This is a genomic window from Pseudonocardia lutea (genome assembly GCF_042658055.1).
Classification (GTDB): domain Bacteria; phylum Actinomycetota; class Actinomycetes; order Mycobacteriales; family Pseudonocardiaceae; genus Pseudonocardia; species Pseudonocardia lutea.
The window spans coordinates 38003-58511 of the sequence record NZ_JBHSQK010000062.1 but is presented as its reverse complement, the minus strand read 5'-3'; the positions used below and the strand labels follow the sequence as shown (position 1 = coordinate 58511).

Below are 20509 nucleotides of genomic sequence, written 5' to 3'. Positions count from 1 at the left end.
CGCCAGCTGAGCCGGTCAACAACCTGCTGAGTCACCACAGGTAGAGCCCGAGCACGAAGATCAGCCCGTAGAACGCGACGTTGACGAGCAACCCGATCGCCGACGCCGCGGCGAACACCGGCCGCCGCAACAGACCCAGCGGCAGCATCGGCGCCGCGCTGCGGGCCTCGGCGGCGACGAACCCGAACCCGGCGAGCACGGCGAGCCCGGAGAGGCCGAGCACCGGTGGTGCGGCGAACCCCGCGGCGCCGCCGATGATCGTCGCGCCGGCCAGCGCGGCGAGGGCCGCGACGGCGGCGAGCTGACCCGGCAGGTCGACGCGGCCACCGACGGCCGGCGTCTCCACGAGCCGGCGGGCGGTGATCAGCACCCCGGCGATCCCCAGCGGCACGTTGATCAGGAACAGCGTGCCCCACCCGGCGACCTGGACGAGCAGCCCGCCGAGCAGCGGGCCCGCGGACAACGCGATGCTCGCCCCCGCCGCCCAGATCCCGACCGCGCGGGCACGGGCGGCCGGCGCCGGATGCGCGTGCGCGACGAGCGCCAGCGAGCAGGGCACCAGGACCGCCGCCCCGATCCCCTGCACCGCGCGCGCCGCGACCAGCGCCCCGATCCCCGGGCCAGCCCGCAGGCGACGGAGGCCAGCGTGAACAGCACGAACCCGCCGGCGAACAGGCGGCGGGCGCCGATCCGGTCGCCGAGCGCGCCCGCGGTCAGGATCAACGCGGCGAAGGTGACGGTGTAGGCGTTCACCACCCACTGCCCGCCCGCGACGCCCCCGCCGAGGGCCCGCCCGATGGGCTCGACCGCGATGTTCACGGCGGTCACGTCCAGCTGCACCACGCCGAAGCCCAGCGACGCGGCGCTCAGGGTCCAGGTCCCGGTACGCATCGTCGTCACGGCGACCGACGCTAGGCACGGATCGCTTCGACGCCGGTCGAACCGTCCCGGGCCTAGCCTCGGGGCATGCCCGGGGACACCGACATCGCCACGGTCGGCGCGCTGCTCGGCGACGAGCGGCGCTGCCGCATCCTGCTCGCCCTGGACGACGGCCGTGCCCTGCCCGCGAGCCGGCTCGCGGCCGAGGCCGGCGTGAGCGCCGCGACCGCCAGCAGCCACCTGGGCAAGCTGCGCGAGGGCGGGTTGGTCACCGTGGAGACCCACGGCCGGCACCGCTTCTACCGGCTCGCCGGGCCGCACGTCGGACGGCTGCTGGAGGCGATGGTCGCGCTCGCGCCGCCCCGGCCGGTCACCTCGCTGCGCGAGGGCACCCGCGCCCGGGCCCTGCGCCGGGCCCGGACCTGCTACGACCACCTCGCCGGGGAGCTCGGCGTCGGGATCATGCGGCACCTGGTCGACGCGGGCCTGCTCGCCGGCGGCGACGGGCGGCGCGACCCGGCGGACCCGCCGGTCGGGTTCGGGCAGGACGTGGACTACCGGTTCACCGGCGCCGGGGACGCCTGGCTCGACGACCTCGGCGTGCGGCTCGCCCCCGGCCGCCGGGCCGTGCGGTACTGCGTGGACTGGACCGAGCAGGCCCACCACCTGTCCGGCGCGGCGGGCGCGGGGATCCTGGCCCGGCTCGTCGAGCTCGACTGGGTCCGGCGCGCGCCGAAGGACCGCGCAGTCACCGTCACCGACGCGGGCCGTGCGGGGCTGGCCCGCACCTTCGGCCTCTGATTCCCGCGAGTCGGCACCGTCGGGCCCCCGAGTCGCACGTCCCGGGTGCTCCCGGTATCGCGCAGTCGGGCGCCCGGAGGTGCCGACCCGCGGGTCAGGGGACCAGGACCTCGGTGACCGGGAGGCCGGAGTCGGCGGGGAGGCCGAGGTCGGACGGGGCGGCGCCGGTGTGCACCAGGTGGGCGCCGAGCGCGGCGACCATCGCGCCGTTGTCCGTGCACAGGACGGGGCGGGGCACCCGCAGCCGCAGACCCGCGGCGGTGCAGCGCTCCTCGGCCAGTGCGCGCAGCCGCGAGTTGGCCGCGACCCCGCCGCCGAGCAGCACGGTGTCCATGCCGTACTCCTGGGCGGCCTTCACGGTCTTCATGGTGAGGACGTCCGTGACCGCCTCCTGGAACGACGCGGCGACGTCCGGGACCGGGATCGGGGTCCCCGCCCGTTCCAGCGCCTCGACGTGCCGGGCGACGGCGGTCTTGAGCCCCGAGAAGGAGAAGTCGTACTTCGCGTCCCGCGGCCCGGTGAGTCCGCGGGGGAAGTGGATCGCCGCCGGGTCGCCGTCGCGCGCGGCCTTGTCGATCCACGGGCCGCCGGGGAAGGGCAGCCCGAGCAGCCGGGCGACCTTGTCGAAGGCCTCGCCCGCGGCGTCGTCGATCGTGGCGCCGAGCGGGGTGACCGGCCCGGCCAGGTCCGGCACGGCGAGCAGGCTGGAGTGCCCGCCGGAGACGAGCAGCGCGAGCGCCGGCGGCAGCGGCCCGTGCTGCACGGTGTCCACGGCGACGTGCGCGGCCAGGTGGTTCACCCCGTAGAGCGGGACGTCCCAGGCCGCGGCGTACGCCTTGGCCGCCGCGACCCCGACGAGCAGCGCGCCGGCGAGCCCGGGACCCGCGGTGACCGCGACCGCGTCGACGTCGGAGCCCTTCAGGCCCGCGGTCTCCAGCGCCCGGTGCACCGCGGGGACCATCGCCTGCAGGTGCGCCCGCGACGCCACCTCCGGCACGACACCGCCGAACCGGGCGTGCTCCTCCACGCTCGACGCGATCTCGTTCGCGAGCAGCTCGGCGACCCCGGACCCCGACATCCGGACGATGCCCACGCCGGTCTCGTCGCAGGAGGTCTCGATACCGAGAACGATCGTCACCGGGGGTCCCTCTTCATCGTGTAGGCGTCGGCCCCGCTGGGCCGGTAGTACCGCTTGCGCAGCCCGACGACGGCGAACCCCGCCGTCTCGTAGAGCCCTCGGGCCGGCTCGTTGTCCGTCCTGACCTCGAGGAACACCGTCGCGTGCAGCTCGTCGGCCACGGCCAGCAGCGCGTCGAGCAGCCGGCGCCCGATGCCGCGGCCCTGGTGCGCCGGGTCGACGCCGATGGTGTGCACCTCGGCCTCGGCCTGCGGCGGCCCCGCGGTGATCCCGAGCCCGGCGTAGCCGACGAGCTCGCCGTCGAGCCGGGCGGCGAAGTAGGGCAGGCCGCGGGAGACCTCGTCCCGGAAGGCCTGGGCGCTCCACGGGTCGTCGCCCGGGAAGAGGATCTTCTCCAGCTCGGCGCAGCGGGGGGCGTCTGCCCGGTAGAGCGGCCCGATGGTGACGGTGCCCCGCCGGTCGGTGCCCGGGCCGCTCACGTCCGCACCTTCTTCCGCTCCCCGGGCGGGACGGCGTCGGGGCGGCGCAGGTACAGCGGCTCGAGCGGGCCGGGGGTGCGGCCGGAATCCAGGGCCGGGGCGGCCGCGGCGACCAGGCCGGCGGGCGTGGGGCTTGCGGGCTCGCGCACCGGGAGCCCGAACCGCTCGGCCATCGTGCCCGCGGCGGCGACCAGGTGCAGCCCGTCGAGCCGCTCGGCGACCGCGTCGGGGCTCTCCACGGTCGGCCCGGTCAGCCGCGCCCCCTCGGCCTCGTAGGCGGCCCAGTACACCTCGCGGCGCCGCGCGTCCGTGGCGACCAGCAGGTTCCCGGTGAGCTTCCCGGGCAGCACGACGGCCTGGGCGATCGCGTCGAGCGAGCAGACCCCGTGCACCGGGACGCCCAGCGCGTCGCCGAGCGAGGCGGCGGTGACCATGCCGACCCGCAGGCCGGTGAACGGTCCGGGACCGGTCCCGACGACGATCGCCTCCACCTCGCGCAGCCGGATCCCGGCGTCGGCGCAGGCGCCCTGCACGCCGGGCATGAGCAGCTCGCCGTGCTTGCGGGCGTCGTGCGCGACCCGCACGCCCAGCTCGGCGATGCGGGCGTCGGGCCCGTCGGTCAACCGCACGACACCGGCGGTGACGGCGGGCGTGGCGGTGTCCAGGGCCAGCACGAGCACGTCACGAGCCTACGAGCGTCCTGCTCAGCAGCTGTCCTCGGGCCGACCCGTGCCCGTCTCCTCCGGCTCGGCGGTGCAGTCCGGGGTGCACAGGTGCGCGCACGGGCGCCCCGCCGGGTGCGGTGGGACGGGCGGGAGCGGCGGGAACGGGTCGGGGTGCGGGCTCATGGGCCTCCTCCTCGGGTCGGCACCGAGCCTGCCCGCCGGCGCTGTCACGGTGCTGGCGCGGCTCTGACGCGCGCTGCTGCCACCGCCGTGCCAGGGCGGGCCCCGACCGTTCCGATCCGTCCGACCACCGATTCCCTCAGGAGGGAACGTGAACGGGAACGAGTTCGAGGAGCGGGTGCGCGGCTTCGCCGAGAAGGTCGGCACCGACCAGTCGGTAGCGCTGGGCGCGGCGCTGGCCCACGTCGGCGACCGCCTCGGCCTCTGGGCGGCCCTGGCCGGCGCGGGCCGGTGACCCCCGCGGAGCCGGCGGCGCGCGCCGGGCCGGCCGAGCGGTACCTGGCCGAGTGGCTGGCCGCGCAGACCGCGGCCGGGTACCTCGACCACGGCGACGCATCCTGCCGTCCGAGCGTTCACGCAGGTGCGAGTGGCCGTGCGGGACCCGCTCCACCTGGTGGTGGAGGCACGGCCCTGACGCCCGGGCCGGCGGCGGCGAGGTGCCGGTCCACGGCCCTGCGCGACCCCCGTCATCGCTCCCCTGCCCGAGGGGACTCGTCCGGACGACCCGGATCGTCACCCGGACGGGCGGGCTACCAGTCCCGCAGCAACGCGGGCAGCTCGGCCAGGCGCTGGATCACGCCGTCCGGCTCGACGTCGACCGGGACCCGCTGGGCCACCGGGATGTCGCTGTGCGGAACCAGGACGGCGCGCATGCCGACGCCCTTGGCCCCGCTGATGTCGTCGTACGGGCGGTCGCCGACGTAGACGCACCGGGCCGGGTCCTCGACGCCGACCGCGGCCATCGCGGCGCGGAACGCCTCGGGGTGCGGCTTGGTGTACTCCAGGTCGCTGCTCCAGGTCACGCCGTCGAACAGGTGCAGCACCCCGTCCCGGCGCAGCCACTCCTCGTGCCACTCGCCGGGCCACATCGTGGAGGACAACACCCCCAGCCGCAGCCCGCGCCCGCGCAGTTCCTCCAGCATCGGGGCGGCCTCGGGATCGGTGTGCGTGGCCTGCACCCAGAACTCCCGGTACGCCTCGAGCGCGGCACCGTGCAGCTCGGAGCGCTCGTCGACGGCGGCGTCGGCCAGCACCTGGCCGAGGTGGAAGGCGCGTGCGTCGTGCTGCACGGCGGCCCAGCGGGCGGTGTCGGCCTCGGCGAGGGCCGTGGCGACCTCGCGGGCCCGCTCCGGCTCGTCCGCGTGCAGGACCTCGGTGTAGGCCCGCCAGCCGGCGTGGAAGTCCATGGTCCGCCAGGGCGTGAGCGTGCCGCCCCAGTCGAAGATCACCGCCTCGATCACGGCCCCACTCGCTCGGCCCGCGCGACCCGGACGTCGTCCTCCCGGCGCTCCAGGTGGACCAGGACGTGCTCCTCCGCGAGCCGCTCGGCCACGCCCTCGCCCCACTCCACCGCCACGACGGCCTCGGTGAGGTCGGTGTCGAGGTCCAGGTCGTCGAGCTCCGCGGCGACCGAGGCGACCGCGCCCAGCCGGTAGGCGTCGACGTGCACGAGCGGGACGCCCGGCCCGCCCGGCAACGGCCGGTGCTCCCGGGCGATCACGAAGGTCGGTGAGGTGATCGGGCCGGCCACCTTCAGTCCGCGCGCCAGACCGCGGACGAGCGCCGTCTTGCCCGCGCCGAGCGGTCCGGACAGCACCACGAGGTCGCCCGCGCGCAGCTCGCGGCCGAGCTCCTCGCCGAAGGCCTCGGTGTCGGCCGGCTCCGGGAGCTCGACCGGCTCGTCCCACGTCATGCCCGCCTCCGTCCGCGCCGGCGCGGGGCCCGGGCGGCCGCCCGCCGCACCAGCCCCGCCAGCGCCTCCTGGACCTCCTCGTGCCGCTCCAGCAGCGGCAGGTGCCCGACGCCCTCCAGCTCCAGCAGCTGCGCCTTGGGCAGCTCGGCCGCGATCCGCTCGGCGTGCGAGTACGGGATCACCTGGTCCTTCGTGCCCGCGACGATCAGCACCTCGCACTCGGCGAGGGCGGGCAGCGCCGCCAGCCGGTCGTGCGTGCCGAGGGTGTCGGCGAAGTCGGTGAGCGCGTCGAGCGCGTTGGCGCTGATCATGGTGTCGACCAGGTCGACCAGCGCCGGGTCGACGCGGCGGTCGCCGAACGCGTAGCGCCGGGTGACACCCCAGACGACGTCGCCCAGCGCCTTGCGCGCGCCCTCCACGAACCGCGGCTGCACCCGGGCGAGCGCGCCGAGGCCGCGGGTCACCGGGTTGTGCCGGGAGAGCAGGGTGCCGGGCAGGCCCGCGCTGCCCATCTCCCCCGCCGAGGTCGACACGAACCCCAGGCCGAGCACCCGCTGCGCGAACAGCTCGGGCTGCTGCTCGGCGAGGGCCATCAGCGTCATGCCGCCCATCGAGTGCCCGATCAGCACCAGCGGGCCCTCCGGCGCGAGCGCGCGGATGACCGAGTCCAGGTCGTGGCCGAGCTGCTCGATCGTGCAGCTCTCCTGCGGCGCGCGCTCCGAGCGCCCGTGGCTGCGCTGGTCGTAGAGCACGGTGTGCACGGAGGGATCGGCGAGCAGCGGGAACGCCTGCCGCTGGAAGTGCCAGGTGCGCCGGTCGAGGGCGAACCCGTGGACCAGCACCACCGTGAGCAGCGGCTCCCCGGTGCGCGAGGGCAGCTCCTCGCAGGCCAGCCGGATGCCGTCCTCGGTCATGACCGACGACGAGGTGGCCGGCGGCTCGGCGCCCGGCTGCCGCCCGGCCGCGTCCAGCTCCCCGGCGAGGCGCCGGCGCTCCTTGGCGATCTCGTGCCGCTTGTGGCTGGCCACCCCGACGCCGACCGCGGCGCCCGCGGCCCCGACGATCCCGCCCGCGACCCCGACCGCCTGCCACAGCCTGCGGCCCGCCACGCTCACGCCCCCACGCCGAGGTGCGTGCGGCGGACCCGGGCGCCGTGCACGCCGGTCGCGATCTCGTAGTGGATCGTGCCGAGCTCGGTGGCCCAGTCCTGGGCCGTCGGGCCGCCGTCCGCGCCCGCACCGAACAGGACCGCGGTGTCGCCCTCGTGGACCTCGTCGTCGCCGCAGTCGACCATCACCTGGTCCATGCAGACCCGGCCGACGACCGGCCGCACCCTGCCGGCGAGGTGCACGCGCATCCGGCCGTTCGCGTTCAGGCGCCGGGGCACCCCGTCCGCGTACCCGACCGGGACCAGCGCCAGCGTGGTCTCGTGCGGGGTGGTCCACTCGTGCCCGTAGGACACGCCCTCGCCGGCCGGGACCCGCTTGACCAGTGCGACCCGCGCCCGGAACTCCATCGCCGGGCGCAGCGGCGACTCCTCCACCGGCCGGTCCAGCGGGTCCAGCCCGTAGACCGCGATGCCGGGCCGCACGAGGTCGAGGTGCAGGTCGGGCCGGGTGAGGGTGGCCGCGGAGTTGGCGAGGTGGCGGAGCGGGGCGAACCCGCGCTCGCGGGCCTGCTCCCACGCCGCGTTCAGCCGCGCGAGCTGGGTGTCGATGACGGGGTGGTGCGGCTGGTCGGCGTGCGCGAGGTGCGACCAGACGCCGACGACCTCGGCCTCGTCGCGCGCCTTCTCCACCGCGTCGAGCAGCTCGGGCCAGTCCGCGGGCTGGCAGCCGTTCCGGGACAGTCCGGTGTCGATCTTGAGGTGCAGCCGGGCGGGGCGGCCCGCCCGGCGCGCCCCGTCGAGCACCCCGGCGAGGTGCCGCACGGAGGAGACCGACAGGTCGACGCCCGCGGCGACCGCGGGGGCGAAGTCCTCGTCCGGCAGGTGCAGCCAGGAGAGGACCGGCGCGGTGATGCCGGCCGCGCGCAGCTCCAGCGCCTCCTCGATCGTGCACACCCCGAGCCAGGTGGCGCCGGCGGCGAGGGCCGCCCGGCCGACCTCGACGGCGCCGTGCCCGTACCCGTCGGCCTTCACCACGGCCAGGGTCTCCGCACCCGACTCCCGCGCCAGCCCGGCCAGCAGCGCGACGTTGTGCCGGATCGCCCCCAGGTCGACCGCCGCCTCGGCGCGGGGCGGGACGCCCCCGGGAGCCTGGGCGGTTGCCGCCGGCCGGGTCACGTCGGTGGGCCGGGCCGTCGTGGTCGGCCGGCCTGGGTCGGTCGAGTCGGTGGGCCGGGCCGTTCCGGGGAGCGAGGACACGCCCGCATTCTGACATCCGCCCCCGACAGGAGCCGCCGTCCGTGGCGAGACGTCAGTGATCACGTCCCGCACCCCTTCAGGCCGGACACATCCTGTCGACGGCCTGTGCCGCGGACGCATCGGTTGTGCGGCGGGGTCCGAGGGGGTGTGCCACCGCGCCCCCGGTCGTGCGGCCACCTCCGATCGTGCGGCCACCTCCGGTCGTGCGGCCGCCGCAGGTCGTGCCGGCCCGAAGGGATCGAGCACCCTTCCGCCGAGAGCGAGCACCGAACCGCCGGGCACCGCCCTCACCCCATCCCCAGCGCCGCCTTCCGCACCTCGCGGATCGCGGCAGGGATCGCGGCCTGCAGGGTGGAGGCGGGGGCCGGGACGCCCGGTTCCCCACCCACCCGCTGGGCGGCGAGGGTGGCGGCCCGGGAGTGGACGAAGGCGGCGCAGCCGGCGGCCCACCACGGCTCCAGGCCCGCGGCGAGCAGCGCGCCGACGAGTCCGGTGAGGACGTCGCCGGAGCCGGCCGTGGCGGCCCACGCGTCGTCGGAGGTGTTGACCAGCGCGCGTCCGTCGGGGTCGGCGACCACCGTCGCGTTACCCTTCAGCAGCACGGTCACGCCGAGCTCGGCGGCGGCCCGGCGGGCGGCGGCGACCCGGTCCGCGCCGACCTCACCCGCGATCCGCGCGAACTCGCCCGCGTGCGGCGTGATCACGATCGGCCGCCCCCGCACCGCGGCGCGCAGGTCCCCGTGTTGCGCGAGCAGGGTGACGCCGTCGGCGTCGATGCAGGTCGGGACCTCCCGTTCGAGGACGCCGGACAGCAGCGCGTAGCCGGCGTCGTCCGTCCCGATGCCGGGGCCGATCGCCCAGGCCTGCGTGCGCCCGGCCTGGTCCAGCGAGTCCGTGCCGACGACCTCGGGCCAGTGGGAGCGGACGACGTCGGCGGCGGTGCCCGCGAACCGCACCATGCCGCTGGTCGCCAGCACCGCGGAGCCGGTGGCGAGCACCGCGGCCCCCGGGTAGGTGGCCGAGCCGGCGGCCACGCCGACCACGCCCTGGGTGTACTTGTCGTCCGTCGGCCCGGGGATCGGCCAGCGCTCGCCGACGTCGGCGGCGTCGAGGAACCACGCGTGCGGCTCGGGCAGCTGTGGGCCCAGTCCGATGTCGACGAGAACGGTCCGGCCGCACCGCGGCCGCGCCAGCACGTGCACGGGCTTGCGCGCCCCGAAGGTCACGGTCAGGGCCGCCTCGACCGCGGCCCCGGCCGTGGTGCCGGTGTCGGCGTCGACGCCGCTGGGCAGGTCGACGGCCACGACCGGCACCCCGGCCGATCCCGCGGCCTCGACCAGCGTCCCGGCCGGCTCGCGCAGCGCCCCCTTGCCGGAGATCCCCACGATCCCGTCGACGACGACGTCGGCGCCGGTCACCGCCGCCCGCGCCCCCGGGTCGTCCCCTCGCACGACCCGGCCGCGGGCCCGGCGCAACGCCGCCAGCCCCGCGGGATGGGTACGGTCCGGGGCCAGCAGGACGGCGGTGACGGCCAGCCCCCCGCGCCGCAGCCCGGCCCCGGCCCAGAGGGCGTCGCCGCCGTTGTTGCCGGCCCCCACCAGCAACGTCACCCGGCGCCCCGACCCGCGGCCGTACCGCTCCCCCACGAACCGACGGACGGCCAGGGCGAGCCCGTGCGCCGCCCGGCGCATCAGCACCCCGTCGGGCAGCCGGTCCAGGAGCACCTCCTCGGCCTCCCGGATCTGCTGTGCGGTCCACACACCCTGCATGGACCGCACGCTAGCCGCGGCACCCGGCGGCTACACCTCGTTGATGTCGAACTTGACGTCGCTGCCCTCGACCGCGGTCACCTTGGCGACCACGTCGAAGCTGCGCTGGGGGATCACGACGTGGCAGGTCAGCGTGGCGCCGACGGTCGCGTCGAGGCCCGACGGGCAGTCGACGGAGTTCGGCGCGGTCTGCAGCTGCTCCTGCACCACGCGGGTGATCTCGGACTTCACGTCGTCGCTGGAGACCGACATGCTGCAGGCGCTCAGGCCCAGGAGCAGGCCCCCGGCGGCGGCCAGCGTGCCGATGGTTCGTGCGATCCTGGCGTTCATCGTCTGTCCCTCTCGGATGGTGCCGGACCCCTTCCGGCCTGGTCAGAACGCTAGGGACACGCGGGCCGCGGAACAGGAGTGGTGCTACCACACCCGCTGCTCGCGCTGGCCACCCCGCGACGGGCGGGCTGCCCGGCCGGGTGCGCGTTCGGTGTACGCGGCTGGGCGGGGGTGATCGCGCGACGGTACGGTTCCGCTGTGAGCCCGACCAGCACGTTCACCCGTCCTCCCGCGCTGCGGAACGCCAAGGACGCGCTGGAGCAGCTGTCGCGGCCGGGCCCCAACGAGGTGCTGCGCGGCGACCTCGGGCTCGTCGGCACCCCCGGGGTCGTGTTCGCGCCGGCCGGGGGGCTCGGGCTGCCGGCCGTCGCGTTCGGGCACGACTGGATGCAGCCCGTCTCGCGCTACGCCGACCTGCTCCGCCACCTCGCGTCGTGGGGCATCGTCGCGGCGGCGCCCGGCTCGCAGGGCAGCCCGCTGCCGAGCGTGGCCCGGTTCTCCGCGGACCTGCGGACCACGCTCGACGTGTGCGTCGGCGTCCGGCTCGGCGACGGGAGGATCAGCGTCGACTCGCGGCGGACGGCACTCGCGGGGCACGGCATCGGCGCGGGCGCGGCGCTGCTGGCCGCGGCCGGGCACCCGAAGGTCGCCGCGGTGGTGGCGATCGCGGCGTCGCAGACCCGCCCGTCGCCGGTCGAGGCGGCCCGGGCGGTGTCGGTGCCGTCGTTGCACCTCCTCGCCGGGAAGGACACGGTCGCCCCGGTCAGCGGGCACGGCGAGCAGATCGCCGCGGCGTGCGCCGGCCCGACGTGGGTGCGCCGGCTGCCCAAGGTCGGGCACACCGACTTCCTCGAGGGCCTGCACTGGTCCGACCTGGTGCTGTCCGGCGGGCCGGACGCCAAGACCCGGCGCCTCACGCGCGCGCTGGTCACGGCGTTCCTGCTCAAGGAGCTGTGCGACGAGGACCGGGTCGCTGACCTGGTCGACGGCAAGGTCCCCGGCACCGTGCTGGAGACCCCGCAGGCCTGAGCCGTTCACGATCGCGAACGAGCGGCACGCGGCGGACCGTGACCGCGCGGAGCCCCCGCATGCTGTCCGGGTGCGCCCTGACCTCGACCTCGATCCCGACGGCCTCGACGCGGCCGCCGCCCACGCCGAGGCGTTGGGCGTCGATCTGGAGCACCTCGCGCGGGACCTGCACGCGGCGGCCGACGAGTGCCACGGGATCGGCCGGGTCGTGGCCGCCGCTGCGCGCGAGATGACCACGGCAGCCCGGACGTTCCGGCAGGTGACGGGCTCGGCGCGACAGGCGGAGTCCGAGGCCGCGTTGGCGCTCGACGACCGGGCGGCCGGGCCCCGGTGAGCCGCCGGGAGCTCGACGGGCTGGTCGAGCGGCTGAGCACCGCGGCCGCCGACGCCGCCCGCGTCGCCCGGACCGTGCGCGCGAGCTGGTGGGACCCCCGGGGCACCGAGTTCGCCGAGCGGCTCGCGCTGGTCGGGCGGGAGCTGGAGCGGCAGGCCGAGGCCGTTGCCGGGCTCGCGCGCAGCCTCACCTCCCCGGTCGACGCCGCCGGCCCGGTCCTGCCGGGCACGAGCGGGCGGCGGACCGGCGAGAGCCGCGGGGTGCGGCTCCCGCTGCTCGACGACGACCGGGAGCCGGGACCGCCCTGACGGGAGCCGAGAGGGCGCCGGGCCGAGAGGTCGCACCCCGGCGACCGGGTCGGGAGCCCGGGTCAGGCGGCCCCGGCCACCACGGAGGCGATCCGGCCGGCGGTCGACTCGGCGAGCTCCTGGGTGCCGGCCTCGACCATCACCCGGACCAGCTGCTCGGTGCCCGACGGGCGCAGCAGCACCCGCCCGGTCTCACCGAGCTCGGCCTCGGCCTCCGCCACCGCCTCGGCCACCGCGGGCGACGCCGCGACGGCCTCCTTGTCGGCCACCTTCACGTTCTGCAGCACCTGCGGCAGCGGCTGCACCACGGCGGCGAGCTCGGCCAGGGGCCGGCCGGTCTCGGCCATGCGGCTCATCAGCCGCATCGCCGTGAGCAGCCCGTCGCCGGTGGTCGCGTACCGGGGCAGCACGACGTGCCCGGACTGTTCGCCGCCGAGGCTGAACCCGTGGGCGCGCAGGTCCTCGAGCACGTACCGGTCGCCGACCGCGGTCGTGCGCAGGGTCACGCCCTCCGCCTTCATCGCCAGGTGCAGCGCGAGGTTGCTCATCACCGTGGCGACCAGGGTGTTCCCGGCGAGCTCGCCGGACTCCTTCATGGCGAGCGCGAGGACCGCCAGGATCTGGTCGCCGTCGACGACCCGGCCCTCGGCGTCGACGGCCAGGCAGCGGTCGGCGTCGCCGTCGTGCGCGATGCCCAGGTCGGCGCCGTGCTCGACCACGGCCGCCTGCAGTGCGTCCATGTGCGTGGACCCGACGCCGGCGTTGATGTTCAGCCCGTCCGGCTCCGCGTGCAGCGCGACGACCTCGGCGCCCGCCTTCGCGTAGGCCCGCGGCGCGGCCTGCGAGGCCGCCCCGTGCGCGCAGTCGACGACGACCTTCAGCCCGGTGAGCGGGCGCGGGGTCGCCTCCAGCAGGTGGGCGACGTAGCGGTCGAGCGCGTCCGGCAGGTCCCGGACGCGGCCGATGTCGGCGCCCGTCGGCCGGGTCCACCCGGCGTCGAGGCCCTGCTCGATCTCGAGCTCCAGCGCGTCGGGCAGCTTGTGCCCGCCCGCGGCGAACAGCTTGATCCCGTTGTCCGGCATCGCGTTGTGCGAGGCGGAGATCATGACGCCGAGGTCGGCGCCCAGGGCGTCCACGAGGTGGGCGACCGCCGGCGTGGGCAGCACGCCCAGGCGGACCGCGTCCGCCCCGGCGGAGGTGAGGCCGGCGAGCACGGCGGCCTCGAGCATCTCCCCGCTCGCCCGGGGATCGCGCCCGACGAGCGCGACGGGTCGGTGCTCGTCACCGGCGGCGCGGTGGGCGGCGAGGACACGGGCGGCCGAGGCGGAGACGGAAACGGCGAGCTCCGGGGTGAGGAGCTCGCCGTTCGCCAGGCCCCGGACGCCGTCGGTTCCGAAGAGTCGACGCATCCGGCTACCGGATCAACGCTTCGAGTACTGGGGTGCCTTGCGGGCCTTCTTGAGGCCGTACTTCTTGCGCTCGGTGGCGCGGGCGTCCCGGGTGAGGAAGCCGGCCTTCTTCAGCGGCGGGCGGTCCTCGGAGTCCACCTCGACCAGCGCGCGGGCGATGGCCAGGCGCAGCGCACCGGCCTGGCCGGAGGTGCCGCCGCCGGTGAGGTTGGCGAAGATGTCGTACCGCTCGGTCTTCTCGACCGTGACCAGCGGCTCCTTGATGAGCTGCTGGTGCAGCTTGTTCGGGAAGTAGACCTCGAGGGACTTCCCGTTCAGCGTGAACCGACCCGAGCCGGGGACGAGCCGCACCCGGACCACGGCCTCCTTGCGGCGGCCGACGGTCTGCACCGGGCGGTCGGAGACGATCGGGGCCTCGACGGCGAACTCGTCGGCCGCGACCTCGGTCTCACCCGTGTCGTACGACGCGGCGTCGCCGATGCTGTAGTCCAGGCTGTCGCCGGCCTCGGAGGTGTAGCCCTCCTGCTCGGGCGACTCGGGGGTGCTCACGCTCTGTCCCTCTTCGTTGCTCTCGGGGTTGGTCACTGCGCGACCTGGGTGATCTCGAACGGCTGCGGCTGCTGGGCCGCGTGCGGGTGCGACGGGCCGGCGTAGACCTTCAGCTTCTTGGCCATCGCCCGGCCGAGCCGGTTCTTGGGCAGCATGCCCTTGACGGCCTTCTCGACCAGCCGGTCGGGGTGCGTCTCGATCATCTCGCCGACCGAGCGCTGCTTGAGACCGCCCGGGTAGCCCGAGTGCCGGTAGACGAACTTGTCGTCCCGCTTCTTGCCCGAGACCGCGATCTTCTCCGCGTTGACGATGACGACGAAGTCGCCGGTGTCCATGTGCGGGGCGTAGGTCGGCTTGTGCTTGCCGCGCAGCAGCGTGGCGGCGTGGGTGGCCAGTCGACCGAGCACCACGTCGGTGGCGTCGATCACGTGCCAGGCACGGGTGATCTCACCGGGCTTGGGGCTGTACGTGGGCACGGGTCTACCTCGTCGTTCTCGGGCTCGGGAGCTGCCTCGAAGTCAGTCTCTCTTCTGAGTGCGCCGGTGCGGACGCCGCCCGACCACCGGCCGGAACCGGCGGCGGCGCGGGTCTCCACCCGTCGCACAACGAACAGTCAGGGTACCCGCCGCTCGGAACGGAGGTCAAAACGCCCCCTCCGGGCCGCGAACGCCCTGCACGAACAGGGTACGCGCCCCCCTCGCGGCTCCCCACCGGGGGGCCGGGGTACGCGGCCCGGCCGGGCCCGTCAGGCCCAGCGGCGGGCGTTGGCCTGCTCGACGCGACGGTAGCCCTCCTCGGCCCGGCCCAGCGCCTCGCCGATCCGGGCGAGCACGGCGGTGAGGTCGGCGGCGGCCGCGTCCCACTGCCGCTGCCGGGCGGCGTAGTCCGTCGCGGCCTCGCCCTCCCAGGTCCCGACCAGCGGGGCCAGCTCGCGACGCAGGTCGTCGAGCCGGCCGGTGATGCGCGCCGCGGTGCCCGCGACGGCCGTCCGCGCGGCGGCGAGCTCGGCGAACGTGACCCTGATCTCCCCCATGGTCTCCCCCCTCAGCCCAGCGCCGCGCGGATCGCGGACAGCGAGGCGGCCTGGTCCTCCTCGGCCTGTCGGTACGTGCGGCCCGACCCGGTGATCGCCTCGCCGATGCCGCGCAGGGCGGCGGAGAGGGCGCGGGCGTCGGCGTCCCAGCGGGCCATGAGGGACTCGAACGTCGCCGCGGCCTCCCCGCGCCAGGTGCCGGCGAGCGGGGTGAGCCGCGACCGCAGCCCCGCCAGCTCGGCCTGCACCTGCTCGTCCGTCTCCACGACCCGGGCGCCCGCCCTGGCCATCTCCTCCGGTGTGGTGCCGAACCCGCCGGCCCCGGTGGTCCCGCTCGTCATGAGGTCCTCCCTGGTCTGGTGTGGTGAGGGGTGCGGTGAGACTGGCAGCGCGGGGACCGGTGCCGGGCCGGTTCGGGCGGACCGTTCGCGATGGTGAAGGGCGGCTCAGGCCCGGATCCGCAGCGACGCGACGACGACCGCGCACGCCCGGTCCACCGCCGCGGACCCGCCGGGCGGGTACCGGCAGCCCACGCTGAGCTGGTCCGTCCCCTGCAGGCGGACGTGCCACTCGACCGCCGCGGCCCCGTCGAGCTCGCGGTAGCGCAGCTCGTCGCCCTCCTCGCGGAGGCCCGCCAGCCGCTGTCCCGCGGCGACCGCGCGGTCGTAGCGGTCGCGCAGCTCCGCACGGACCCGGGCGGCCTCGGTGCCGGCGTCGTAGCCGAGCGGCGTGCGCTCGACGGCGACGAGCCCCGTCGCGTCCGGCTCGTCCGCCGGCGCGAGCAGGGTCCGGCGGTGCTCGGGCGCGCCGCCGACGTGCGCCCAGCCCTCCGGCACGGCGACCTCGTAGCCGTACTGGACCAGGCGGTCCGCCGGCAGCGGGTCGGGCAGGAGGCGGCCGAGGGCGAGCAGGCCGGCGGCCGCGACGAGGGTGAGGACGGCCGTGAGACCGGCCCTGAGCAGGCGTCGGCGGCGGGGCGGGGGCGCCGGGAGGAGAGCGGCCCGCTCGCCCGGGACGGTTGCTCGCGCGGCGGGCACCGGGGTGGCGAGCACGGCCGCGACCTCGGGACGCGGGGCGACGGTGACCGGCCCGATCCCCGCCCCGTCGAGCAGCTCGGCGAGCAGCGGGGTGCGCGCCACGCCGCCGACCAGCAGCACGGGCCCGGACGGCCCGGCGGCCACCACCGCCGCCACGACGTCGGCCAGCAGCGGGGCGAGGGCCTCCCGCACCTGCCCGGCCGCGATCCGGACCCGACCGGCCCGGGTGCCGATCGTCGCCGCGGGCAGCAGCGAGAGGGCCTCGCGGAGCACCGTGACGTCCGCGGCACGGCGCGGCGGCGCGGGCAGCAGGGCGCGGACCGCGGCGTCGAGGAGCATCCCGCCGACCGGGAGCCGCCGGAGGGGCCGGCCGTCGCGCAGCACCCGGGTCCCGGACGCCCCGGCGTCGACGACCAGGCCCGGGAGCGGCGCCGGACCGGCCGGCTGCGCGCCGGGGACGAAGGCGGCGGCCGCCGCCCCGGGGGGCACACCCGCCGGGAGGACGCCGAGCAGGACCGGCCGCCCGTCCTCCGTGCCGACCACCCGGGTGCCGCCCGCCCCGGGGTCGACGCGCACCACGGCTCCCGGCGGAGCGGCCCCGCCCGGCCGCCGGGCCGGGTCGAGCGCCGAACCACGGCGGGGATCGGCCGCCCGGCCACGGCGCGAACCTGCCGCACCCGACCCCGGTCCGCGCGCTGCCGGGAACTTCACGGCTCCGCCCACGCCAGCTGCACCAGCCGCGGGCCCCGCCGCCGGTCGACGAGCAGGCCGCGGCCGGGCGGCCGGGGTCCGGCGCGGACCGCGGCGACCAGCGGCCCCTCGTCCGGGCTGCCGTGCAGGACGAGTGCGGGTCCGCCGAGCTCGCGCAGCCGCCCGACGACCGGGTCGAACAGCGCCCGGGCCGCCCCGCCGGCGCGCCGCGCGACCACCAGGTGCAGCCCGACGTCCGCGGCCTGCGGGAGGAACTCCGCGAGCGGGGCCAGCGGATGCGGGGCGGTGGAGCCCGCCGGGGCGACGAGGTCGTAGTCGTCGACGAGCACCCACACCTCCGGGCCGGACCACCAGTCGCGCGCCGCGAGCTGCGCGGGCGTGACCTCGGGCCCGGGTAGCCTGCGGCGCAGGGTCGCCGCCAGCTCGCGGCCCGCGGCGGCGATCGCCGCCGGGGTCCCGGCGTGCTCGATCACGTGGCTCGCGGGCAGCGCGCCGAGCAGCGACCGGCGCGGGTCGACCACCACGATCCGGGCCTGCTCGGGCGCGTGGCGCGCCGCGATCCCGCGGGCCAGGAGCCGGAGCAGGCCCGTCTTGCCGCTGCGCGCGTCGGCGAAGCAGAGCAGGTGGGGTTCGGCGGGGTCGAGCAGGACCGGCTCGAGACGCTCCTCGTCGAGGCCGAGCGGGATGCCGTCCGTCGATCCCAGCAGCGGTTCCGCCGGCACGAGCGCCGGCAGCAGGCGCACCGGCGGGAAGGCCGGACCGGGCCGGTGGACGAGCGGGCCGGGCGCGGCCAGGACCATCGCGTCGCCGTCGGGCGCGAGGCCGTGGCCGGGCCGGGCGGGCACCCCTGCGGCGCGGCGCCGGTCCACCTCGGAGTCGCCCGGCTCGCCGAGCCGCAGCTCCAGGCGCGTCCCGAGCTGGTCCTTCAGGGCCGGCCGCAGCTCGCCCCACCGGCCGACCGAGACCGCGAGGTGGATCCCGTACGCGAGGCCCCGGGCGGCGACCGCGGCGAGCCGGTCGGCGCCGGGCTCGTCCGTCGTGAGCGCGCCGTAGCCGTCGACGACGAGCAGCACGTCGGTCGCCGGCTCGTCCGCCAGCTCCCCGGCCGCCCGCCGGGCCCGGAACTCCTCGACCGAGCCGATGCCCTCCGCGCGGAACCGCGCCTCGCGCCGCGCGAGCAGCCCGCTCACCTCGGCCACCGTGCGTCGCACCAGCTCCGGATCGGCGGCGACGGTGCCGACGTGCGGGAGCTCCTCCAGCGCCGTCAGCCCTCCGCCGCCGAGGTCGAGCACGTGCACGCCGACCTCGGCCGGGGTGTGCGCGCGGGCGAGGGCGGCGACGAGGGTGCGCAGCGCCGTCGACTTGCCCGACCGCGGACCTCCGGCCACCGCGACATGGCCCGCCGCGCCCGCCAGGTCGACGACGAGCGGGTCCCGCCGTTGTCGGGCGGGCCGGTCCACGAGGCCGACCGGCACCCGCAGCCCGGTGCCGGCGGCGAGCTCGTCGAGCGGGGGCGGCTCGTCGAGCGGGGGCAGCCAGACGCGGTGCGCCGCGGGTCCGCCGAGGGCGACGACGGCGTCGACCGCGGCGTCCAGCACGGACCGGCCGCCCGGCGCCGCGCGCGGTTCCGGAGCGGTCACGGGCGCCGCCGTGAACCGGTGTGCGCGGCGCGCGACGGGCGCCCCACCCACCGGGACGGCGCCGGAGACGTAGGCGCCGCGGAACCGGACGAGCTGATCGGTCCCGGCCGCGAGGATCGCCGCGCCGGGCGTCGCGGGCAGGGTGTGGGCGTCGGGCACGCCGAGCACCGCCCGCGACTCCGGCGCGGAGAAGGTGCGCAGCGCGATCCGGTAGGAGAGGTGGGACTCCAGCCCGCGCAACCGGCCCTCGTCGAGCCGCTGCGAGGCGAGGAGCAGGTGCAGCCCGAGCGAGCGGCCCAGCCGCCCCACCGTCACGAACAGCTCGACCAGCTCGGGCCGGCGCGCCAGGAGCTCGGAGAACTCGTCGACCACGATCAGCAGCACCGGCAGCGGCGGCAGGTCCCGCCCGGCTCCGCGTTCCCGTTCGTACTCGGCGATCCCGGCGAGGTTCCCGGCCGCGCGCAGCAGCTCCTGGCGCCGGGTGATCTCGCCCTCCAGCGCGTCGGCCGTCCGGTCGACGAGGGCGAGCTCGTCGACCAGGTTGGTGATCACGGCGGACACGTGGGGCAGGCCGGAGAGGCCGAGGAAGGTCGCCCCGCCCTTGAAGTCGACGAGCACGAGGTTGAGCTCCTCGGGACCGTGCGCGAGCACCAGGCCGACGACGAGGCTCCGCAGCAGCTCGCTCTTGCCCGAGCCCGTCGCCCCGACGCACAGCCCGTGCGGCCCGCTGCCGCCGCGCGCGGACTCCTTGAGGTCCAGCAGGAGCGGGCGGCCGGCGTCGTCGAGCCCGAGCGGGACGCGCAGGTGGTCGGCCGCGGAGCGCGACCGCCGCAGCGCCGCGACCTCGGCCGGCCGGATCGCGGTGAGTCCCAGCAGGTCGGGCAGGCCGTGCGCCGCCGGTCGGGCGCGGTCGGCCCCGGCGGGCCGGTAGCGGGCGAGGCGGCGGGCGAGGGCGAGCGCGTCGGCGGCGTCGAGCTCGTCCGGGCGGGTCACCGGGCCGGGCTCGGCGAGGCGCAGGCGCACGACCGAGGCGGACTCCCGTCGCGCGGGCGGTACCCCGACCCGCAGCACGGTCACGCCTTCGGCCGCGGCCCACGCCCCGGGCCCGTCGACCGGCCCGTCGACGACGACGAGGAGGTGCCGCGGCCCGGGGTCCGCGGCCCACCAGCGGCGGAGCACGTCGGTGTCGGCGGTGATCATCCGGACGGGGCCGAGGGCGTCGCACTCGACGGCGTGGGCGTTGTGCGGCAGCCACTTCAGCCAGTCCCACGCGCCGGCGCCGCTGAGCGCCGCGACGCCGACGTCCGTCGGTGCGTGGCCGAGCACGAGCCCGGCGACGACGGCGCGACCGACCGCCCGCGCGCGCTCGGGCGGTCCGTCGAGCCACACCGCCGAGGACGCCCGCAGGTCGACCGCGACGGGCAGGTCCGGCACCACGGAGTGCCGCGCCAGCAGCCGGCGCAGCGCGCGAGCGCTCACCGGCTCGACGCCGTCGACGGGCCCGGTGCGGGGCGGCACCAGCGGGGTCGCCAGCCCCTGCGGGCCGAGGCCGACCCGGACGCGGGCGAAGTCCTCGTCGCCCGGATCGCGCTCCCACAACCGGCCGGCGGCCAGCACCTCCGCCCAGGCGGCCGGGTCCGGGTGCCGGTCCTCCAGCGCCGCCCGCTGGGCTCCGGCGACGCGTCCGGCCCGCGCCCGCAGCCGGGCCAGGTAGCGGAGGTAGTCGCGGCGGTCCTCGTCGACGGTCGCGGTGCGCTCGGAGCCGCGGCCGGTGCCCCCGGTGAGCAGCAGGCCGACCGACGAGAGCGCGAACATGCCGCCGAACACCCACGCCGTCGGCTCGCCCCGTCCCACGGCGACCACGCCGAGCGAGCCGAGCAGCATCGCCACCGGCAGTGCCCGCGCGAGCAGCCCCGGCGGGACCGCCCGCTCCGGTTCGGGCGGCGGCTCCACCCGGATCTCGCCGGAGGGCGGCGCCGGCACCCGCCGGCGGCGCCGCGCGACCTCGACCGTCCCCAACTCGCGCCCCCACTTTCGCCGAACGGCCCCGGGCGGGCGCCCGTTCGGCCGATACTGCGCCCGGATGATCGCAACCCCGTC

The 20509-nt window shown here is 77.2% G+C and carries 23 protein-coding genes and 1 pseudogene; 5 read left to right on the top strand and 19 right to left on the bottom strand.

Features of this window, described 5'->3' with window-relative positions:
- Positions 1-31: 31 nt before the first annotated feature.
- Together ACFQH9_RS22745 and ACFQH9_RS22740 are read right to left on the bottom strand one after the other, a co-directional pair.
- Positions 32-604, bottom strand: a complete 573-nt coding sequence (locus ACFQH9_RS22745) for an MFS transporter (RefSeq protein ID WP_379568699.1) — start codon at positions 602-604, stop codon at positions 32-34.
- 29 nt (positions 605-633) lie between these two features.
- Positions 634-891 (bottom strand): annotated as a pseudogene (locus tag ACFQH9_RS22740) (MFS transporter); the annotation flags it as partial.
- A 75-nt stretch (positions 892-966) separates the two neighbouring features.
- Here ACFQH9_RS22740 and ACFQH9_RS22735 point away from each other — a divergent pair.
- Positions 967-1680 (top strand): ArsR/SmtB family transcription factor, encoded by a 714-nt coding sequence (locus tag ACFQH9_RS22735; RefSeq protein ID WP_379568691.1) that lies wholly within the window; start codon positions 967-969, stop codon positions 1678-1680.
- A gap of 94 nt (positions 1681-1774) precedes the next feature.
- Here ACFQH9_RS22735 and tsaD read toward each other — a convergent pair whose 3' ends face one another.
- Genes tsaD through ACFQH9_RS22715 form a run of 4 tightly spaced genes read right to left on the bottom strand, consistent with a single transcriptional unit; the run spans position 1775 to position 4145 of the window.
- Entirely contained in the window at positions 1775-2818 is a 1044-nt protein-coding gene (tsaD, locus tag ACFQH9_RS22730; RefSeq protein WP_379568689.1) for a tRNA (adenosine(37)-N6)-threonylcarbamoyltransferase complex transferase subunit TsaD, read from the bottom strand.
- The gene (gene rimI, locus ACFQH9_RS22725; RefSeq protein ID WP_379568687.1) at positions 2815-3297 is read right to left on the bottom strand and encodes a ribosomal protein S18-alanine N-acetyltransferase; all 483 of its coding nucleotides are present in this window, start codon (positions 3295-3297) and stop codon (positions 2815-2817) included. The genes tsaD and rimI overlap by 4 nt, the downstream gene beginning before the upstream one ends.
- On the bottom strand, positions 3294-3977 hold the full coding sequence (gene tsaB, locus ACFQH9_RS22720) for a tRNA (adenosine(37)-N6)-threonylcarbamoyltransferase complex dimerization subunit type 1 TsaB (RefSeq protein ID WP_379568685.1): 684 nt from the start codon (positions 3975-3977) through the stop codon (positions 3294-3296). Before tsaB ends, rimI begins: the two co-directional genes overlap by 4 nt.
- Positions 3978-4001: 24 nt before the next feature.
- Positions 4002-4145, bottom strand: a complete 144-nt coding sequence (locus ACFQH9_RS22715; RefSeq protein ID WP_379568683.1) for a hypothetical protein — start codon at positions 4143-4145, stop codon at positions 4002-4004.
- Between the two features lie 148 nt (positions 4146-4293).
- On the opposite strand from ACFQH9_RS22715, the gene ACFQH9_RS22710 reads away from it, so the two are divergent.
- Positions 4294-4437 (top strand): hypothetical protein, encoded by a 144-nt coding sequence (locus ACFQH9_RS22710; protein ID WP_379568681.1) that lies wholly within the window; start codon positions 4294-4296, stop codon positions 4435-4437.
- Positions 4438-4732: 295 nt separating this feature from the next.
- On the opposite strand, the gene ACFQH9_RS22705 is transcribed toward ACFQH9_RS22710, so the two are convergent.
- The 6 genes from ACFQH9_RS22705 to ACFQH9_RS22680 form a co-directional block, all read right to left on the bottom strand.
- Entirely contained in the window at positions 4733-5443 is a 711-nt protein-coding gene (locus ACFQH9_RS22705; protein ID WP_379568679.1) for an HAD family hydrolase, read from the bottom strand.
- The gene (gene tsaE, locus ACFQH9_RS22700; RefSeq protein ID WP_379568677.1) at positions 5440-5895 is read right to left on the bottom strand and encodes a tRNA (adenosine(37)-N6)-threonylcarbamoyltransferase complex ATPase subunit type 1 TsaE; all 456 of its coding nucleotides are present in this window, start codon (positions 5893-5895) and stop codon (positions 5440-5442) included. The genes ACFQH9_RS22705 and tsaE overlap by 4 nt, the downstream gene beginning before the upstream one ends.
- Complete coding sequence (locus ACFQH9_RS22695) at positions 5892-7010, bottom strand: alpha/beta fold hydrolase (protein WP_379568675.1); 1119 nt, start codon at positions 7008-7010, stop codon at positions 5892-5894. The genes tsaE and ACFQH9_RS22695 overlap by 4 nt, the downstream gene beginning before the upstream one ends.
- Positions 7007-8179, bottom strand: coding sequence for an alanine racemase (gene alr / locus ACFQH9_RS22690; protein ID WP_379568697.1), 1173 nt, complete (start codon positions 8177-8179; stop codon positions 7007-7009). The genes ACFQH9_RS22695 and alr overlap by 4 nt, the downstream gene beginning before the upstream one ends.
- Before the next feature lie 368 nt (positions 8180-8547).
- Positions 8548-10029, bottom strand: coding sequence for an NAD(P)H-hydrate dehydratase (locus ACFQH9_RS22685; RefSeq protein WP_379568673.1), 1482 nt, complete (start codon positions 10027-10029; stop codon positions 8548-8550).
- A 30-nt stretch (positions 10030-10059) separates the two neighbouring features.
- The gene (locus tag ACFQH9_RS22680) at positions 10060-10359 is read right to left on the bottom strand and encodes a DUF4333 domain-containing protein (RefSeq protein ID WP_379568671.1); all 300 of its coding nucleotides are present in this window, start codon (positions 10357-10359) and stop codon (positions 10060-10062) included.
- A gap of 198 nt (positions 10360-10557) precedes the next feature.
- Between ACFQH9_RS22680 and ACFQH9_RS22675 the strand changes: the two genes are divergently transcribed.
- The 3 genes from ACFQH9_RS22675 to ACFQH9_RS22665 all read left to right on the top strand — a co-directional run bounded on the left by ACFQH9_RS22675 (position 10558) and on the right by ACFQH9_RS22665 (position 12030).
- Positions 10558-11388, top strand: a complete 831-nt coding sequence (locus ACFQH9_RS22675) for a poly(ethylene terephthalate) hydrolase family protein (protein ID WP_379568669.1) — start codon at positions 10558-10560, stop codon at positions 11386-11388.
- Between the two features lie 70 nt (positions 11389-11458).
- Positions 11459-11722, top strand: a complete 264-nt coding sequence (locus tag ACFQH9_RS22670; protein ID WP_379568667.1) for a hypothetical protein — start codon at positions 11459-11461, stop codon at positions 11720-11722.
- Positions 11719-12030, top strand: a complete 312-nt coding sequence (locus ACFQH9_RS22665; protein WP_379568665.1) for a hypothetical protein — start codon at positions 11719-11721, stop codon at positions 12028-12030. Before ACFQH9_RS22670 ends, ACFQH9_RS22665 begins: the two co-directional genes overlap by 4 nt.
- Before the next feature lie 62 nt (positions 12031-12092).
- Here ACFQH9_RS22665 and glmM read toward each other — a convergent pair whose 3' ends face one another.
- The 7 genes from glmM to eccCa form a co-directional block, all read right to left on the bottom strand.
- Positions 12093-13439 carry a phosphoglucosamine mutase gene (gene glmM / locus ACFQH9_RS22660; protein ID WP_379568663.1) on the bottom strand — a complete coding sequence of 449 codons (1347 nt, stop codon included), beginning with the start codon at positions 13437-13439 and terminating at the stop codon, positions 12093-12095.
- Between the two features lie 12 nt (positions 13440-13451).
- Positions 13452-13988 (bottom strand): 30S ribosomal protein S9, encoded by a 537-nt coding sequence (rpsI, locus tag ACFQH9_RS22655; RefSeq protein ID WP_379568661.1) that lies wholly within the window; start codon positions 13986-13988, stop codon positions 13452-13454.
- A gap of 32 nt (positions 13989-14020) precedes the next feature.
- Positions 14021-14464, bottom strand: a complete 444-nt coding sequence (rplM, locus tag ACFQH9_RS22650) for a 50S ribosomal protein L13 (RefSeq protein ID WP_379568659.1) — start codon at positions 14462-14464, stop codon at positions 14021-14023.
- A gap of 269 nt (positions 14465-14733) precedes the next feature.
- Complete coding sequence (locus ACFQH9_RS22645) at positions 14734-15021, bottom strand: WXG100 family type VII secretion target (RefSeq protein ID WP_379568657.1); 288 nt, start codon at positions 15019-15021, stop codon at positions 14734-14736.
- 11 nt (positions 15022-15032) lie between these two features.
- Entirely contained in the window at positions 15033-15362 is a 330-nt protein-coding gene (locus ACFQH9_RS22640; RefSeq protein WP_379568655.1) for a WXG100 family type VII secretion target, read from the bottom strand.
- Positions 15363-15467: 105 nt separating this feature from the next.
- Positions 15468-16634 carry a type VII secretion-associated protein gene (locus ACFQH9_RS22635; RefSeq protein WP_379568653.1) on the bottom strand — a complete coding sequence of 389 codons (1167 nt, stop codon included), beginning with the start codon at positions 16632-16634 and terminating at the stop codon, positions 15468-15470.
- Between the two features lie 131 nt (positions 16635-16765).
- A complete protein-coding gene (gene eccCa / locus ACFQH9_RS22630) occupies positions 16766-20428 on the bottom strand; it encodes a type VII secretion protein EccCa (RefSeq protein WP_379568651.1) in 3663 nt (1220 codons plus the stop codon).
- Between the last annotated feature and the right edge of the window lie 81 nt (positions 20429-20509).

What these genes read in the sequence shown, in the direction of transcription:
- ACFQH9_RS22685 (WP_379568673.1), bottom strand. Translation starts at nt 10,029, where the DNA reads ATGCAGGGTGTGTGGACCGCACAGCAGATCCGGGAGGCCGAGGAGGTG.
- ACFQH9_RS22645 (WP_379568657.1), bottom strand. Translation starts at nt 15,021, where the DNA reads ATGGGGGAGATCAGGGTCACGTTCGCCGAGCTCGCCGCCGCGCGGACG.
- ACFQH9_RS22715 (WP_379568683.1), bottom strand. Translation starts at nt 4,145, where the DNA reads ATGAGCCCGCACCCCGACCCGTTCCCGCCGCTCCCGCCCGTCCCACCG.
- tsaE (WP_379568677.1), bottom strand. Translation starts at nt 5,895, where the DNA reads ATGACGTGGGACGAGCCGGTCGAGCTCCCGGAGCCGGCCGACACCGAG.
- ACFQH9_RS22640 (WP_379568655.1), bottom strand. Translation starts at nt 15,362, where the DNA reads ATGACGAGCGGGACCACCGGGGCCGGCGGGTTCGGCACCACACCGGAG.
- ACFQH9_RS22735 (WP_379568691.1), top strand. Translation starts at nt 967, where the DNA reads ATGCCCGGGGACACCGACATCGCCACGGTCGGCGCGCTGCTCGGCGAC.
- glmM (WP_379568663.1), bottom strand. Translation starts at nt 13,439, where the DNA reads ATGCGTCGACTCTTCGGAACCGACGGCGTCCGGGGCCTGGCGAACGGC.
- ACFQH9_RS22680 (WP_379568671.1), bottom strand. Translation starts at nt 10,359, where the DNA reads ATGAACGCCAGGATCGCACGAACCATCGGCACGCTGGCCGCCGCCGGG.